The sequence below is a fragment of the Lentzea pudingi genome, from assembly GCF_014646255.1.
GTDB classification, from domain to species: Bacteria; Actinomycetota; Actinomycetes; order Mycobacteriales; family Pseudonocardiaceae; genus Lentzea; species Lentzea pudingi.
In genome coordinates this window covers 21,447-36,331 of the sequence record NZ_BMNC01000006.1, presented here as the reverse complement: position 1 = coordinate 36,331, position 14,885 = coordinate 21,447, and the positions used below count along the sequence as shown (strand labels likewise).

Below are 14,885 nucleotides of genomic sequence, written 5' to 3'. Positions count from 1 at the left end.
GCAAAATTTACATGCTTCACGAAGTTGTGAAAGAAGTGTAGCTTACCGGCCATGACATCCGCGATATCCGTGTCGGGCCTGGTGAAGACCTTCGGCCCGACGCGTGCACTGGACGATCTCAACCTGGACGTCCAGACCGGTGAGGTGCACGGCTTCCTGGGCCCGAACGGCTCCGGCAAGTCGACGACGATCCGGATCCTCCTCGGCCTGCTGCGTGCCGACTCCGGCACCGCGCGGCTGCTCGGCGGCGACCCGTGGAAGGACACCGCCGTCCTCCACCGCCGCCTCGCCTACGTCCCCGGCGACGTCAACCTCTGGCCCAACCTGACCGGTGGCGAGGTCATCGACCTGCTCGGACGGCTCCGCGGCGGCCTGGACAAGGCCCGTCGCGCGGAGCTCCTGGAGCGCTTCGAACTGGACCCGCGCAAGAAGGGCCGCACCTACTCCAAGGGCAACCGGCAGAAGGTCGCGCTGGTCGCCGCCCTGTCGAGCGACGTCGAGCTGCTGATCCTCGACGAGCCGACCTCGGGCCTCGACCCGTTGATGGAGGCCGTCTTCCAGGACTGCATCAACGACGAACGCGAGCGCGGCCGCACCGTGCTGCTCTCCAGCCACATCCTCGCCGAGGTCGAGGCGTTGTGCGATCGGGTGAGCATCATCCGCAGCGGCCACATCGTCGAGACCGGCACGCTCGCGGACCTGCGGCACCTCACCCGCACGTCCATCTCCGCCGAGCTCGCGGGCCCGCCCAACGGCCTCGCGGACCTCGCCGGTGTGCACGACCTGGTCGCCGAGGGCAACCGGGTCAGGTTCGAGGTCGACTCGGACAAGCTCGACCCGGTCCTCAAGCAGCTCGTGTCGACGGGTGTGCGCACGCTGACCTCCCAGCCGCCGACGCTGGAGGAGCTGTTCCTGCGCCACTACGAGGACGCGAAATGATCGGCACCGGGAACCTCGTGCGGCTGGCGTTGCGCCGCGACCGGATCCTGCTGCCCGTCTGGGTCCTGTTCCTGGTCAGCGTCACGTACTCGACCACGACCGCGCTCGAGGAGCTGTACGCGACGGCCGAGTCGCGCGCACTGCTCGGTGTCACCGCGAACGCCAACTCCGCCTTCCTCGCGATGCTCGGCCCGCTGCACGACTGGTCGTCGCTCGGCGGTCTGGTGGTGTGGCGCTGGGGAGTCTTCTCCGGCTTGTTCATCGCGATCATGGCCATGCTCGTCGTCACCCGGCACACGCGCGCAGAAGAAGAGGCGGGCCGCACGGAGCTGATCGCAGCCACGGTCGTCGGACGGTACGCGCCGCTCGCCGCCGCGGTGATCGTCGCGGGCGGCACGAGCCTGCTGATCGGCCTCCTCCAGGCGCTGGCGTTGATCGGCAAGGGCCTCGATGCGGGAGGTTCGTTCGCGTTCGGCCTGTCCACGGCATCGGTCGGGCTCGTGTTCACCGGCGTCAGCGCGCTCACCGCGCAGCTCTCGGAGAACTCACGCGTGTCCAACGCGCTCGCGGGCGGGTTCCTCGGCGTCGTCTACCTGCTGCGCGCGGCGGGCGACGCGGCGGGGGAGTCGGGGCCGCAGTGGCTGACCTGGTTCTCACCGATCGGCTGGACCGAGCACGTGCGGTCGTTCGCGGACGACAGGTTCTGGGTGCTGCTGCTCCCGCTGGCCGCGTTCGTGCTGCTGGTGGGCGTCTCGTCGGCCATCGTGAGCCGCCGCGACGTGGGCCTCGGTCTGCTCGCCGCCCGGCTCGGGCCGCCGCAGGGCACGATCAGCAGTCCGTTCGGGCTCGCGTGGCGGTTGCAGAAGGGCTCGCTGATCGGCTGGTCCGTCGCGTTGCTCGCGGTGGGCGTGATCTACGGCAGCGTCGCGCAGGCCGTGGGGCAGATGGTGCAGGACAACCCGACGCTCGGGCAGATCGTCAGCAAGATCGGCGGGGCCGACGCGATGGTCGACGCGTTCTTCGCCACCATCACCCAGCTGCTGGGCCTCATCACGTCGATCTACCTGGTGCAGGCGATCCTGCGGCTGCGTTCGGAGGAGACGTCGTTCCGCGCGGAGCCGATCCTCGCCACGCCGGTCTCGCGCTGGGGCTGGGTCGCGTCGCACGCGGTGTTCGCCCTGGTCGGCGGCGCGGTCGTGCTGGCAGCGGCCGGACTCGGGCTCGGCCTGGTCCACGGCCTGCAGATCGACGACGTGGGCACGGTCCTGCCGAAGATGCTCGGCGCGGCCCTGGTCCAGCTCCCCGCCGCGTGGGTGATCGCGGGCGTCGCGCTGGTCCTGTTCGGGCTGTTCCCGCAGCTCACGGGCGTGAGCTGGGCGGTGGTGTCGGTGGCGCTGGTGCTCACGCTGCTCGGTCCGGCGCTGCAGCTCGACCAGTGGATGATCGACATCTCGCCGTTCACGCACGTGCCGAAGTACCCGGACATCACCTTCGGGCCGCTCGCCTGGCTCACCGGGGTCGCGGTGGTGCTCCTGGTGGCGGGGTTCGCCGGGTTCCGCCGGCGCGACCTGACCACGTGACGATCGCGGGCACGGTGACCAGCAACGCCGCCGGGACGAGGAAGGCCGGCAGCGGATGCGACTGGTAGAGCGGCACGAACGCCAGCGGGGCCGCGGCGGCGCCCATGAAGCGCAGTGACTGCACGACACTGACGCTGCCGCCCCTGTTGGCGCTGCCGCTCTGCAGCACCAGCGCGTTGAGGCTCACCAGCACGCCCTGCGCGGCGGCCCCGGTCAGCGCCCACGCGACGACCGCGACCGCCGCGATCGGCGTCGTGCCCACCGCCGCCACGAGTCCCGCGCCCAGCGTGGCGCCGACGACCACGGTGGTGGCGGCACCGAAGCGGTCGATGGCCTTGCCGATCTGCCGCGCCGTCAGGAACCCGACGATGCCGAAGCCGGTGAGCAGCAGCCCGCGTTGCCCGGCGCCAAGACCGAACACGTCGTCGAGCCGGAACGCCACGAGGAACGACAACCCGCCCAGGCACCCCCAGCAGACGAACGCGATCAGCGCGGGCCGCAGCGTGCTCGGCACGAACGCGCTGCGCAGACTCGCGTCGCGTTCCGGCTCGCCGTCCGTCTCCGGCACGCCGAGGATCGCGAGCCCGGCGGCCACCACGGCGATCACAACGAACGCGAGGCGCCAGTCGATCTCGGCGGTGAGCCCGCCGACGAGCGGCGCGGACGTCTGCCCGGCGGCCTGCATGGACCCGAACAACCCCAGCGCCCGGCCGAGCTTCTCCTTCGGCGTCGACGCGGCGATCACGGCCAGCAGCACCGGTGTCGTGAACGAGTTCGCCGCGCCCTGCAACGCGCGGGAGGCCAGCAGCAGCTCAAACGTCCAGGAGCAGGCGGCCAGCACGGACGTCAGCGCGTAGGCGACGTAGGCGATCCGGACAGTCCGTTGTGGACCCCAGCGCTGCGCGAGCGTGCCGGAGGCCAGCATCAGCACCGCGAACGGCACGAGGTAGTACGTCAGCGTCGAGGCGGCGGACCCCGCGGACCGGCCGAAGCTGTCGCCGATCTCGGGCAGGATCGAGGTGGTCACGGCGCCGCCGAACGGCCCGATCACAGCGCCCGCGTACAACCCGGCGCGTGCCAACCGTCCCAACGGGCACCTCCGCCGATCACCCTAGAGCGGCGAGCGGCGGAGAACGCCGAAAAGTGGTTGTTGTCGCTAACTTTCTGCGGCCGAGAGGTCGCCGTGGGCGGGAATCACCCGGAAGCCGTCCCGGTCCACATCACCGAGACGGCTCCTGACCTGCGTGGAAGTGGCGCTAGCGCGGACCGGCGGACGGCCAGCCCGGACCACGGCCGCGGCGGCGCAGGTAGCGCTCGAACTCCGCGGCGATGTCGTCACCCGACGCCTCGGTGATCTGCATGGCCGCGTCGCCGCGCTCCTCGAGGGCACGCACGTAGTTGCGCACGTCCTCGTCCTCGTCGGCCATCTCGGTGACCGTGCGCTCCCACTCCTCGGCCTGTTCCGGCAGCGCGCCGAGCGGGACCTCGATGTCGAGGACCTCCTCGACCCGGTGCAGCAGGGCCAGCGTGGCCTTGGGGGAGGGCGGCTGCGAGACGTAGTGCGGCACGGCGGCCCAGAACGAGATCGCCGGGATGCCCGCCTGCACGCACGCGTCCTGGAACACGCCGACGATGCCCGTCGGGCCCTCGTACTTCGAGTGCTCCAGACCGAACTTCTCGGCGGCGTCCGCGTCGTAGGCCGTGCCGGTCACCGGTACCGGACGGGTGTGGGGCGTGTCCATGAGCAACGCGCCCAGCGTCACCACCGTCGTCACCCCGAGGGCGTCGATGTGGCCCAGCAGTTCGGAGGCGAACTTGCGCCACCGCATGTTCGGCTCGATGCCGTGCACGAGGATCACGTCCACGTCAGAACCGGGAGGCCGGCACACCGACAGCCGCGTCGTCGGCCAGTCGACCCTGCGGGTGACCCCGTCGACCATGCGCACGCTCGGGCGCGTCACCTGGAAGTCGTAGTAGTCGTCCGGGTCGATCTCGGCGAGCGGGGTGGCGTCCCAGGTGAGTTGCAGGTGCTCGATCGCGGTGCTGGCGGCGTCGCCGGCGTCGTTCCAGCCTTCGAACGCACAGACCATGATCGGAGCCGTGAGCGGGATGCGCGGGTTCGAGGGGGTCGGGGATTCCTGGGACGGATCGTTCACCGCGCCAGACTACGGGTTCGGCCGGTCAACTCATCGTAGGCTTGGCCCATGCGTGATCGCGGAGCGTCGCCGTTGCTGGAAGCGCTGGTGAGCCGGGTCGTGGTCGCTGACGGGGCCATGGGCACCATGCTCCAGGCCGCTGACCTCTCCCTCAACGACTTCACCGGTCTGGAGGGCTGCAACGAGATCCTCAACGTCACCCGTCCGGACGTCGTGAAGGCCGTGCACCGCGGTTATCTCGAAGCCGGTTGTGACGCCGTGGAGACGAACACGTTCGGCGCGAACCTCGCGAACCTGGCCGAGTACGACATTCCGGACCAGATCTTCCACCTGTCCGAACGCGGCGCGGCGCTCGCACGCGAGGTCGCGGACGAGTTCAGCACCTCCAGGCAGCCCCGGTTCGTGCTCGGGTCGGTCGGCCCGGGAACCAAGCTGCCGACGCTCGGCCACGCTCCCTATGCGACGTTGCGCGACGCCTACCAGGAGCAGTGCAAGGGCCTGCTCGTCGGCGGCGTGGACGCGGTCGTCGTCGAGACCTCGCAGGACCTGCTGCAGACCAAGGCGTCCGTCATCGGCGCCAAGCGGGCGATGGCCGCGGAGGGCCGGTTCGTCCCGATCATCGCCCAGGTGACCGTCGAGACGACCGGCACGATGCTGCTGGGCTCGGAGATCGGCGCCGCCCTCACCGCGCTGGAGCCGCTGGGCATCGACCTGATCGGCCTGAACTGCGCCACCGGCCCTGCCGAGATGAGCGAGCACCTGCGGACGCTCTCGAAGCACGCGCGCATCCCGTTGTCGGTGATGCCGAACGCCGGTCTGCCGGAACTGGGGCCGCACGGCGCGGTGTATCCGTTGTCGCCGGAGGAGTTGGCCCAGGCGCTGGCCGGGTTCGTTCGTGAGTTCGGTGCGCGGCTCGTCGGTGGCTGCTGCGGCACGACGTCCGAGCACCTGCGCCAGGTGGCCGAGGCGGTGCGCGACCTGGGCCCGTCGTCGCGGCGGCCGAGGCCGGAACCCGGAGTGTTCTCTCTGTACCAGGCCGTCCCGTTCAAGCAGGACGCCTCGGTGCTGATGATCGGCGAGCGCACGAACGCCAACGGCTCCAAGGCGTTCCGCGAGGCGATGCTGGCGGAGAAGTGGGAGGACTGCGTCGAGATCGCGCGCGACCAGACGCGCGAGGGCGCCCACCTGATCGACCTGTGCATCGACTACGTGGGTCGCGACGGTGAGGCGGACATGCGCGCGCTCGCCACCCGCCTGGCCACCGCGTCGACGTTGCCGATCATGCTCGACTCCACCGAACTGGGGGTGCTGCAGGCCGGTCTGGAGTGCCTCGGCGGCCGGTGCGCGGTCAACTCCGTCAACTACGAGGACGGTGACGGCCCGGACTCCCGGTTCCAGAAGATCATGCGGCTCGTCTCCGAGCACGGCGCGGCCGTGGTGGCGCTGTGCATCGACGAGGAGGGCCAGGCCCGCACGGCCGAGTGGAAGGTCCGCGTCGCCAGCCGGCTGATCGAGGACCTGACTTCCCACTGGGGCATGCGGGTCAACGACATCATCGTCGACTGCCTGACGTTCCCGATCTCCACCGGCCAGGAGGAGGTGCGCCGCGACGCGATCGAGACGATCGAGGCGATCCGTGAGCTCAAGCGCCGTTTTCCTTCCGTGCAAACGACTCTGGGCCTGTCGAACGTCTCCTTCGGACTCAACCCCGCCGCGCGTCAGGTGCTGAACTCCGTGTTCCTGCACGAATGCGTGCAGGCGGGCCTCGACACCGCGATCGTGCACGCGTCCAAGATCGTGCCGATGGCGCGCATCCCCGACGAACAACGCGCGGTGGCGCTGGACCTGGTCTACGACCGCCGCCGCGAGGGCTACGACCCGTTGCAGAAGCTCATGGAGCTGTTCGAGGGCGTCACGACGAAGTCGAACTCCGCGACGCGTGCTCAGGAGCTGGCCGCGCTGCCGTTGTTCGAACGCCTGCAGCGCCGCATCGTCGACGGCGAGCGCAACGGCCTGGAGGCCGACCTCGACGCCGCCCTGGACGAGCGCCCGGCGTTGCAGATCATCAACGACACGTTGCTCGCGGGCATGAAGACCGTCGGCGAGCTCTTCGGCTCCGGCCAGATGCAGCTGCCGTTCGTGCTGCAGTCCGCGGAGGTCATGAAGACCGCCGTCGCGCACCTCGAACCGCACATGGAACGGTCCGACGACGGCGGCAAGGGCCGGATCGTGCTCGCCACCGTGAAGGGCGACGTCCACGACATCGGCAAGAACCTCGTCGACATCATCCTGTCCAACAACGGCTACGAGGTCGTGAACATCGGCATCAAGCAGCCGATCACCACGATCCTGGAGGCCGCGGAGGAACACCGCGCGGACGCGATCGGCATGTCCGGCCTGCTGGTCAAGTCGACCGTGATCATGAAGGAGAACCTCGAGGAGATGAACTCCCGGGGTGTCGCCGCGCGGTGGCCGGTGTTGCTGGGCGGTGCGGCCCTGACGCGCGCGTACGTCGAGAACGACCTGACGGAGATGTACTTCGGCGACGTCCGCTACGCCCGCGATGCCTTCGAGGGCCTGCGGTTGATGGACGCGATCATGGCGGCCAAGCGCGGCGAGACCCCGCTGGTGGATTCCGAGGCCCAGGCGAAGGTGCTGGAGCGCAGGGCCCGCCGCGAACGGTCGCTGAGGATCGCGGCGGCGCGCAAAGCCGTTGCGGGGGAAGAAGAAGTCGTGACCGGCCGCTCCGACGTGGCGGCGGACAACCCGATCCCGGTGCCGCCGTTCTGGGGCAGCCGCGTGGTGAAGGGCATCCCGGTCGCGGACTACAGCGCGTTGCTGGACGAGCGGGCGACGTTCATGGGCCAGTGGGGCCTGAAGGGCGCGCGCGGTAGCGGCCCGACCTACGACGAGCTGGTCGAGACCGAGGGCAGGCCGCGGCTGCGGTACTGGATGGATCGCCTTGCCACGGAAGGTGTTCTTGCCCATGCCGCCGTCGTCTACGGCTACTTCCCGTGCGTCTCCGACGGCGACGATCTGGTCATCTTGCAAGAGCCCTCGGTGGACGCGGCCGAGCGCTTCCGGTTCAGTTTTCCGCGCCAGAAAAGGGATCGGCGGCTGTGCCTGGCCGACTTCTGGCGGGCGAGGGAGGCCGGCGAGGTCGACGTGATCGCGTTCCACCTGGTGACGATGGGCCAGCCGATTGCCGACCACGCGAACGAACTGTTCGCCGAGAACGCGTATCGTGAGTACCTGGAAGTCCACGGACTGGGGGTCCAGCTCACCGAAGCGCTGGCCGAGTACTGGCACAAGCGGGTCCGCGAGGAACTCGTCTGGCCCACCGGCGGCACCGTCGCCGCCGAAGACCCCGCCGCCGTCGAGGAGTACTTCGAGCTCGGCTACCGCGGCGCCCGTTACTCGTTCGGCTACGGCGCCTGCCCCGAGATGGAAGACCGCAGGCGCGTCGTCGAGCTCCTCGACCCGTCCCGCATCGGGGTCACCCTGTCCGAGGAACTCCAGCTCCACCCGGAACAGTCCACCGACGCCTTCGTGGCGCACCATCCGGAGGCGAAGTACTTCAATGTCTGACCTGCACGCTGTCCTGTGGGACATGGACGGGACGCTGCTGGACTCCGAGAAGCTGTGGGACATCCCGCTCTACGAGTACGCGGAGAAGCTCGGTGGGGTGCTGACGCTCGAGACCCGTGAGCGCATGGTCGGCAGCAACGTGCCCACCACGATGCGCCTGCTGTTCGCCGACGTCGGCATCGAGCCCACCGAGGCGGACATGGCCGACGGCGCCGCGTGGATCTCCCGCCGCACCGAGGAGGTCTTCCGCGCCGGTCTGCCGTGGCGTCCGGGCGCGCAGGAGGCGTTGAAGGCCGTGCGCGCGTCCGGTGTGCCGATGGCCCTCGTGACGTCGACCGAGCGGTCGCTGACCGAGGTCGCGCTGGACACGATCGGGCGGAACCTGTTCGACGTGACCGTGTGCGGCGACGAGGTCGACGGGCTGAACAAGCCGCTGCCCGAGCCGTACCTGAAGGCGGCGCGGCTGCTGGGCGTGGACGCGGCGCGGTGCGTCGCCATCGAGGACTCGCCGACCGGTGTCGCCGCCGCGGTGGCCGCCGGGTGCACCGTGCTCGTGGTGCCCTGTGACGTCGAGGTGCCGACGGGAGAGCGGCGGGTGTTCCGCGACTCCCTCGTCGGCGTCGACTCCGAGGTCCTGCGGGCCCTCTAGACGGAGGCCTCGGCCACGCGTGCTTCCGCCTTGCGCGTGGCCGGGTCGACCAGCAGGCCGAACACCACGCCGATGCCGACGTAGAGCGTGGCGAGCTGGGCGAGCGAGCTGAGGCGGAACTGCCACAGCACGTTCACCGGCATGTCCGCGGGGATCGTGTCCGGCGGCGCGGGGAACGCCAGCAGCACCACCGCGGTGGCCGCGGCCACCGCGAGCAGCACGGCCGTCGTCCGCACCGGCTGCGACTGCGCGCGCAACCGCTCGGCGAGCCAGCTCGCGGCCCACACGATCACCAGGCCGGCCACCACCACACCGAGGTAGAGCGCGGTCCGGTAGTTCACCGTCTCCGGGTCGCCCACGGCAGGCGGGTTGGCCGGGTACTTGAGCCACGGCAGCAGCGCCACGGCACCGAACACCGCGGCACCGAACGCGAAGCTGCGGGTGAACGGCGAGCTGCCGGCGAACCAGCGCTTCGACAGCGCGTAGGCCGTGGCGAACACCAGGCCCACGGCGATGCCGACGATCACCACGCCGAGCATGCCGCCGACGATCTGGGCGCCGCGGCTGACGAGCTCGTCCTCACCACCGTGGGAATGGCCGGCTTGTTCACCGGCGGGTGCGCGAGCTTCCTCGACCGCGAGCGCGGCACGAATCGGGATCTCGGTCACCAGGAGCTGCACCAGCGCGGAGGCGACACCGGCGATACCGCCGGCCGCGATCCCGCGCAGGGCAAGGGACTTGTACGTCACCATCTGCTTGATCCGCTCGATCGGATCAGTGGCAGGGGACGCCGAGGGCGTGACGGCCGTCGTGGAAGAACTCGTGCAGCAACTCGGAACCCGCGCCGAGCGCGAGGCCGTTCTCCTGCAGGACCAGGTAAGTGACGATCAGGCCGAGCAAAGAAACGGCGAAGGCCCATTTGGGCACGCGGACGGCGGACAGGCTTGCTGCGGGGCTCGTCATGACGGGCTCCTCCATACCTCGTGGAAGTCAACTCTCCTTGCGGCGCCGCAGCCGGTCTCCTGACTCCCGGATCAACGCTGCCCCCGCGTCTTCCCAGTCCCGGCGGGGACCAGTGACGTGCTCGGCGGGGATCGCTTCCCGGTCACAGTGGCGAGGACCGCGCCGGATTCTCACCGGCTTCCCGTCACTGCGGCGGGTGCACCGTAAGTTGAGCGGCGGGTTATGCACAACCGGCCATAAGAGTTGTTGCGTTGCTCACTTCACGAGTGGACAGTCGCCACACTTCCCACCTGCGGCGACGCGGTAATAAAGACAACACGACCGACGCCGGAACGTGACCTCGCCGGGAAATGTCAGGAATTCTCCCGCCTGTTCGAACGGCGGCGCGCTCATGAGCCGTTCGCCGCGTTCTTCCGCTTCCTCCGCGGTGAGCATGCGTGCGCGGACAACCATTTTGAGCGCGCCCGCGACGTTCGACATCGCGTTGCCCCACAGCAGGCCACTCGCCACCGGGGTGACGACTTGCACCGCCTCCACCACGGGGGCGAGCGCCTCGGCGGCGGGCGGGCCCAGTCGTGGCTGGTCGATGCGGACGCTCAGGCCGTTCGTGACGTGGTGCTGCCACCACAGGTTCTCCGGCCGCACGTCGATCGGGATGTTCGCGGCCGTGAGCGGGCTGAGCAGCCTTGCCGTGTAACTGAGGAAGAACAGGCTGGCGGCGACGCGTGGTTCTTCCGCTTTGTACCGGATCGCGATGGCGTCGATCGTGTTTCCGAGCGCCGGGCCTTCCAGAAGTGCCGTTCCCGGGAGCCAGGAGTCGTCCGGACGGCCCACGTCGAGGGCGAAGAACGGGTTGATCCCGCGCACCCTGCGCAGTGCTTCGAGGACCTCGGCGAACTCAGACACGGAAGTTCACGCTACCGGGTGTCTGTGCAGGACAGATCACGTCCATGACCTGGGACAGATCTGACCGCGTTGTGGACGGCGCCCGCCGGGATGGGAGGATGTGGAGCCGTGAAGACCTTCGATTCCCTGTTCGCTGAACTGACCGAACGAGCCGCCACCAAGCCGGAGGGTTCCGGCACCGTCGCCGCGCTCGAGGCCGGGGTCCATGCGCAGGGGAAGAAGGTCCTGGAGGAGGCGGGCGAGGTCTGGATCGCCGCCGAGTACGAGTCCGACGAGAAGCTCTCCGAGGAGATCTCGCAGCTGCTCTACCGCCTCCAGGTGCTCATGCTGGGCCGTGGCCTCACCCTCGAGAACGTCTACAAGTACCTCTGACGGAAGACTTTCACATGCTGCGCGTAGCAGTCCCGAACAAGGGCGCGCTCGCTGAACGCGCCTCCGCCATGCTCACCGAGGCCGGGTACCGGCAGCGGCACGAGCCGCGTGACCTGACCGTGCTCGACCCGAACAACGAGGTCGAGTTCTTCTTCCTGCGGCCCAAGGACATCGCGATCTACGTGGCGTCCGGCGACCTCGACCTCGGCATCACCGGCCGGGACCTCGCGGCCGACTCGGGTGCCGACGACAACGGGTCGTCCGTCGAGGAGCTGCTGGCACTGGGCTTCGGCGGGTCGACCTTCCGCTACGCCGGGCCTCGTGGCACGGACTGGAAGGTCTCGGACCTCGAGGGCAAGCGCCTCGCCACCGCGTACCCGAAGCTCGTGGGCCGCGACCTCAGGGCCAGGGGCATCACCGCGAAGGTGATCCGCCTCGACGGTGCCGTGGAGATCTCGATCCAGCTCGGTGTGGCCGACCTGATCGCCGACGTCGTGGGCTCGGGCCGGACGCTCAAGCAGCACGACCTGGTGCCGTTCGGCGACCCGATCTGCGAGTCCGAGGCGATCCTGATCCACCGCAACGGCTCGGAGGTCACGGCCGCCAAGAAGCAGCTGACGGCCCGCCTGCAGGGCGTCGTATTCGCGCAGCAGTACCTGATGCTCGACTACGACTGCCCGCGCACGCTGCTCGACGCCGCGATCGCGCTCACCCCGGGTCTGGAGTCGCCGACCGTCGCGCCGCTGGCGAACCCGGACTGGGCGGCCGTGCGGGCGATGGTGTCGCGCAAGGAGGCGAACAAGGTGATGGACGAGCTGGCCGCGATCGGTGCGAAGGCCGTGCTGGCCTCGGACATCAGGTTCTGCCGGCTGTGATCACCGAGCACGCCCTGCTGGACGTGCTGCCAGGCTCCGAAGAAGAGTTCGAGTGGGCGTTCGGCGAGGCGCGGGAGCTGATCTCCGCCTCGCCGGGCTTCCGCGGTCTCGAACTGCTGCGGTGCCTGGAGACGCCGGCGCGCTACCTGCTGCTCGTGCGCTGGGACTCGGTGGAGGCGCACACCGTCGGCTTCCGGCAGGGTCCCTCGTACGAGCGGTGGTCCTCGCTGCTGCACCGCTTCTACTCGCCGTTCCCGGTGGTGTCGCACTACGAGAGCGCGCTGAGCACCTCTTCGTCCGTGGTCTGAGCGAAGCTCTCGTACCAGCGGCTGACCGCTTGGAAGTGCTTCGGGGCCAGAACGGCGATCACGGGCGTCCGGAACGTTCTGAGCGACTCCCTGGCCGCCACCGGGACGGCCAGCGTGACGCTCCTCGGTTCGCGCTGGGCGATCCAGTGCAGTGCCGCTCTGGCGGTGACGCCGGTCGCCAGGCCGTCGTCCACGAGGATCACGTCGCGGTCCTTCACCGCGAGCGGTTTGTCGCCGCGGTAGAGGGTGGTACGTCTGCGGGCTTCTTCGCGTTCTTCGTCGCAGGCGCGGCCCAGTTGTTCTTCGGTGAGGTCCAGGGCATTGAGCACTCGCGGGTCGTAGATGGGCTCGCTGTCCGCGGTGACGGCGCCGACGCCGTACTCGGGGTGGCCCGGGGCGCCGATCTTGCGTGCGACGACCACGTCGAGTTCGGCGTTCAGGTGGTTCGCCACCTCCCAGGCGACCGGGACGCCACCTCTGGGGAGGCCCAGGACCAGGGGGTCGCGCCAGGGGAGGTCGGCGAGGCGCGCGGCCAGGGCGCGGCCCGCTTCCTGCCGGTTCGCGAACCTCTTCACAGTCCCGTTGACGCTACGCGCACCTCGTCAGCCGACGCGAGACGGAAGACGGGTGGTGGATGCCGGCTCGCAGGTCGTCCGACCGCTCAGAGCAGCCGGACCGCGTCCGCTCGTCTCGAATCACCAAGCCGCAGCGCGGTGTGATCGTCCGCCTCACCTGGCGGCAGAGGATCTGTCCGTACGCGGTGGGGATGTCGAGGCCGGGCTGGCTGATCTTGCCCTTCGACTCCCAGGTGCGGAACGCTCGCACCATCGCCTCGTCGCCGCGCACGGCCGCCTCCCGGTGTCAGCGTTCGCGCACGAACAGCGCCTGCGCCGTCGAGCCCACCGGCCCCTCCACGTCGTGCACCACGCTGGTCGCGAGCCCCACGCCGTCCGGCCCGATGGTCGTCCGCGCGTCCAACCCGACCCACTCCCCGACGGGGCGGCGGTGCAGGTGCACGGTCAGGTCGGTGTTGATGGCGTACCACTTGCGAATGTCCACACGGGACGAGACGCCGCTCGCCGAGTCGACCACGGAGAACAGCAGTTCCTCCGGTGACGGCTCGGAACCCTCCACCACGGCCACGCGCGGGCGGGCCCACACCTGTGCGTCGCCCGGTGTGAAGATGCCGCCCGACAGGGAAAGCCACTCGACGGCGGCGAGGTAGCCACCGCCCCAGTGCTCGGGGATCTCCATCGGCGCAGCGGATTCCGGCGGTGCCAGGGCGGGAACCTCGCCGCCCGCCACCGAAGTCGTGTCCGAGCCGACGATGCGCCACGCCCGCGCCGTCAGCACGGTGCGGCCTTCGTGGGACAGCGACGCTGCCAGCAACTCGACCGAGCGGCCGGGGCGTTCGACCGAGGTGGACACCGTCAGGTCGGCCACCGGTACGGGGCCCAGCACCTCGAACGTGACGCGTGCCAAGGCCGACGACGGGTTGCCCAGGGCCAGCAGGGAGCGCACCAGCAGTGCGGAGGGCGGGCCCAGGTGCTGGCTGTCCGGGCCCCACGGGCCGACGGTGTGCTCGGTGGAGCGGAACGTGTCGTCGCCCAGGGGCAGGTAGAAGGCCGGCATCAGTCGCGGTCCTGGAGGGTCTCGGCGTCGTCGGGTTCCGGCCAGCCGGGGTAGGGCGGCGGGGTGCCGTCGAACGCGGGGCAGAACGCCTTGTGGTCGCAGTAGTCGCACAGGCGGCCGGGGTTGGGGCGGAAGTCGCCCGTCGGCGCGGCGCGCATGATGGCCTGCCAGATCGCGTCGAGGGTGCGTTCGAAGCGGGCCAGTTCGCCCTCGTCCGGGGTGTAGGCGAGGGCCTGGCGGTCGGCCAGGTACATCAGGCGCAGCTGGCGGGGGACGACGCCGCGCAGCTTCCACAGCACCAGCGCGTAGAACTTCATCTGGAACAACGCCTTCGCCTCGCCCACCTCGCGGGGCGCGGCGCCGGTCTTGTAGTCCACGACGCGGATCTCGCCCGTCGGGGCCACGTCCACCCGGTCGATGTAGCCGCGCAGCAGCACGCCGGACGGCAGTTCGGACTCCACCAGCAGCTCGCGCGACTCAGGCTCGAAGCGCGTCGGGTCCTCCAGGCCGAAGTAGCCGTCGAGCAGCTTCGTGGCGGACGCGAGCCACTCCACCTCCTCGGCGCTGCCCGGAACCTCGAACAGCGTCGCGAACTCCGGGCGCTCGGCCTTCACGCGCTCCCAGGCCGGCTCGATCATCGACCGCGCGCGGCCCGGCACGCGCTCGGCGGCGGGCAACGCGAACAGGTCCTCCAGCACCGCGTGCACCACGGTGCCGCGCACCTGCGCCTTCGTCGGCCTCTCCGGCAGCCGGTCGACCGCGCGGAACCGGTAGAGCAGCGGGCACTGCTTGAAGTCCCCTGCCCGGGAAGGCGAGAGCGCGGGCCTGCGCAACGTGGTGCTCATGGTTCGCACCCTAGGACAGGGGTCTGACAATCCCGGGAGCGCCACCTCCCGGCAGGTACGCCGGTGCACCAG

16 protein-coding genes and 1 riboswitch are annotated in these 14,885 nt (G+C 70.0%); of the genes, 7 read left to right on the top strand and 9 right to left on the bottom strand.

What is annotated here, in order from left to right:
• The first annotated feature begins 51 nt into the window (after positions 1–51).
• Together IEY88_RS22090 and IEY88_RS22085 are read left to right on the top strand one after the other, a co-directional pair.
• Positions 52–939 carry an ABC transporter ATP-binding protein gene (locus IEY88_RS22090; protein WP_189156717.1) on the top strand — a complete coding sequence of 296 codons (888 nt, stop codon included), beginning with the start codon at positions 52–54 and terminating at the stop codon, positions 937–939.
• Positions 936–2,519, top strand: a complete 1,584-nt coding sequence (locus IEY88_RS22085; protein WP_189156716.1) for an ABC transporter permease — start codon at positions 936–938, stop codon at positions 2,517–2,519. The genes IEY88_RS22090 and IEY88_RS22085 overlap by 4 nt, the downstream gene beginning before the upstream one ends.
• Here IEY88_RS22085 and IEY88_RS22080 read toward each other — a convergent pair.
• Positions 2,449–3,609 carry an MFS transporter gene (locus IEY88_RS22080; protein ID WP_189156715.1) on the bottom strand — a complete coding sequence of 387 codons (1,161 nt, stop codon included), beginning with the start codon at positions 3,607–3,609 and terminating at the stop codon, positions 2,449–2,451. The genes IEY88_RS22085 and IEY88_RS22080 overlap by 71 nt on opposite strands.
• 166 nt (positions 3,610–3,775) lie before the next feature.
• A complete protein-coding gene (locus IEY88_RS22075; RefSeq protein WP_189156714.1) occupies positions 3,776–4,675 on the bottom strand; it encodes a PAC2 family protein in 900 nt (299 codons plus the stop codon).
• 48 nt (positions 4,676–4,723) lie between these two features.
• Between IEY88_RS22075 and metH the strand changes: the two genes are divergently transcribed.
• Complete coding sequence (gene metH, locus IEY88_RS22070) at positions 4,724–8,263, top strand: methionine synthase (RefSeq protein WP_189156713.1); 3,540 nt, start codon at positions 4,724–4,726, stop codon at positions 8,261–8,263.
• On the top strand, positions 8,256–8,912 hold the full coding sequence (locus tag IEY88_RS22065) for an HAD family hydrolase (RefSeq protein ID WP_229693636.1): 657 nt from the start codon (positions 8,256–8,258) through the stop codon (positions 8,910–8,912). The genes metH and IEY88_RS22065 overlap by 8 nt, the downstream gene beginning before the upstream one ends.
• On the opposite strand, the gene IEY88_RS22060 is transcribed toward IEY88_RS22065, so the two are convergent.
• From IEY88_RS22060 to IEY88_RS22050, 3 genes are all read right to left on the bottom strand, one after another.
• A complete protein-coding gene (locus IEY88_RS22060; protein WP_189156712.1) occupies positions 8,909–9,664 on the bottom strand; it encodes a CbtA family protein in 756 nt (251 codons plus the stop codon). The genes IEY88_RS22065 and IEY88_RS22060 overlap by 4 nt on opposite strands.
• A 22-nt stretch (positions 9,665–9,686) precedes the next feature.
• Positions 9,687–9,875: a CbtB domain-containing protein gene (locus tag IEY88_RS22055; protein WP_177229632.1), complete on the bottom strand. Its 189-nt coding sequence runs from the start codon at positions 9,873–9,875 to the stop codon at positions 9,687–9,689.
• A gap of 32 nt (positions 9,876–9,907) precedes the next feature.
• Positions 9,908–10,082: riboswitch (cobalamin riboswitch) on the bottom strand.
• Between the two features lie 48 nt (positions 10,083–10,130).
• Positions 10,131–10,781, bottom strand: coding sequence for a (2Fe-2S)-binding protein (locus IEY88_RS22050; RefSeq protein ID WP_189156711.1), 651 nt, complete (start codon positions 10,779–10,781; stop codon positions 10,131–10,133).
• A gap of 108 nt (positions 10,782–10,889) precedes the next feature.
• Between IEY88_RS22050 and IEY88_RS22045 the strand changes: the two genes are divergently transcribed.
• The 3 genes from IEY88_RS22045 to IEY88_RS22035 are packed head-to-tail and all read left to right on the top strand — an operon-like array spanning position 10,890 to position 12,336.
• Positions 10,890–11,153, top strand: a complete 264-nt coding sequence (locus tag IEY88_RS22045) for a phosphoribosyl-ATP diphosphatase (RefSeq protein WP_189156710.1) — start codon at positions 10,890–10,892, stop codon at positions 11,151–11,153.
• A 14-nt stretch (positions 11,154–11,167) separates the two neighbouring features.
• Positions 11,168–12,028: an ATP phosphoribosyltransferase gene (gene hisG / locus IEY88_RS22040; RefSeq protein WP_189156709.1), complete on the top strand. Its 861-nt coding sequence runs from the start codon at positions 11,168–11,170 to the stop codon at positions 12,026–12,028.
• Positions 12,025–12,336, top strand: a complete 312-nt coding sequence (locus tag IEY88_RS22035; RefSeq protein ID WP_189156708.1) for an antibiotic biosynthesis monooxygenase family protein — start codon at positions 12,025–12,027, stop codon at positions 12,334–12,336. Before hisG ends, IEY88_RS22035 begins: the two co-directional genes overlap by 4 nt.
• Here IEY88_RS22035 and IEY88_RS22030 read toward each other — a convergent pair.
• The 4 genes from IEY88_RS22030 to IEY88_RS22015 are packed head-to-tail and all read right to left on the bottom strand — an operon-like array spanning position 12,297 to position 14,813.
• Positions 12,297–12,911 (bottom strand): phosphoribosyltransferase, encoded by a 615-nt coding sequence (locus IEY88_RS22030; RefSeq protein WP_189156707.1) that lies wholly within the window; start codon positions 12,909–12,911, stop codon positions 12,297–12,299. The two genes, IEY88_RS22035 and IEY88_RS22030, sit on opposite strands and share 40 nt — an antisense overlap.
• 13 nt (positions 12,912–12,924) lie before the next feature.
• The gene (locus IEY88_RS22025) at positions 12,925–13,182 is read right to left on the bottom strand and encodes a hypothetical protein (protein ID WP_189156706.1); all 258 of its coding nucleotides are present in this window, start codon (positions 13,180–13,182) and stop codon (positions 12,925–12,927) included.
• A gap of 15 nt (positions 13,183–13,197) precedes the next feature.
• Entirely contained in the window at positions 13,198–13,968 is a 771-nt protein-coding gene (locus IEY88_RS22020; RefSeq protein ID WP_373294158.1) for a thioesterase family protein, read from the bottom strand.
• Entirely contained in the window at positions 13,968–14,813 is an 846-nt protein-coding gene (locus IEY88_RS22015) for a RecB family exonuclease (RefSeq protein WP_189156705.1), read from the bottom strand. Before IEY88_RS22015 ends, IEY88_RS22020 begins: the two co-directional genes overlap by 1 nt.
• Between the last annotated feature and the right edge of the window lie 72 nt (positions 14,814–14,885).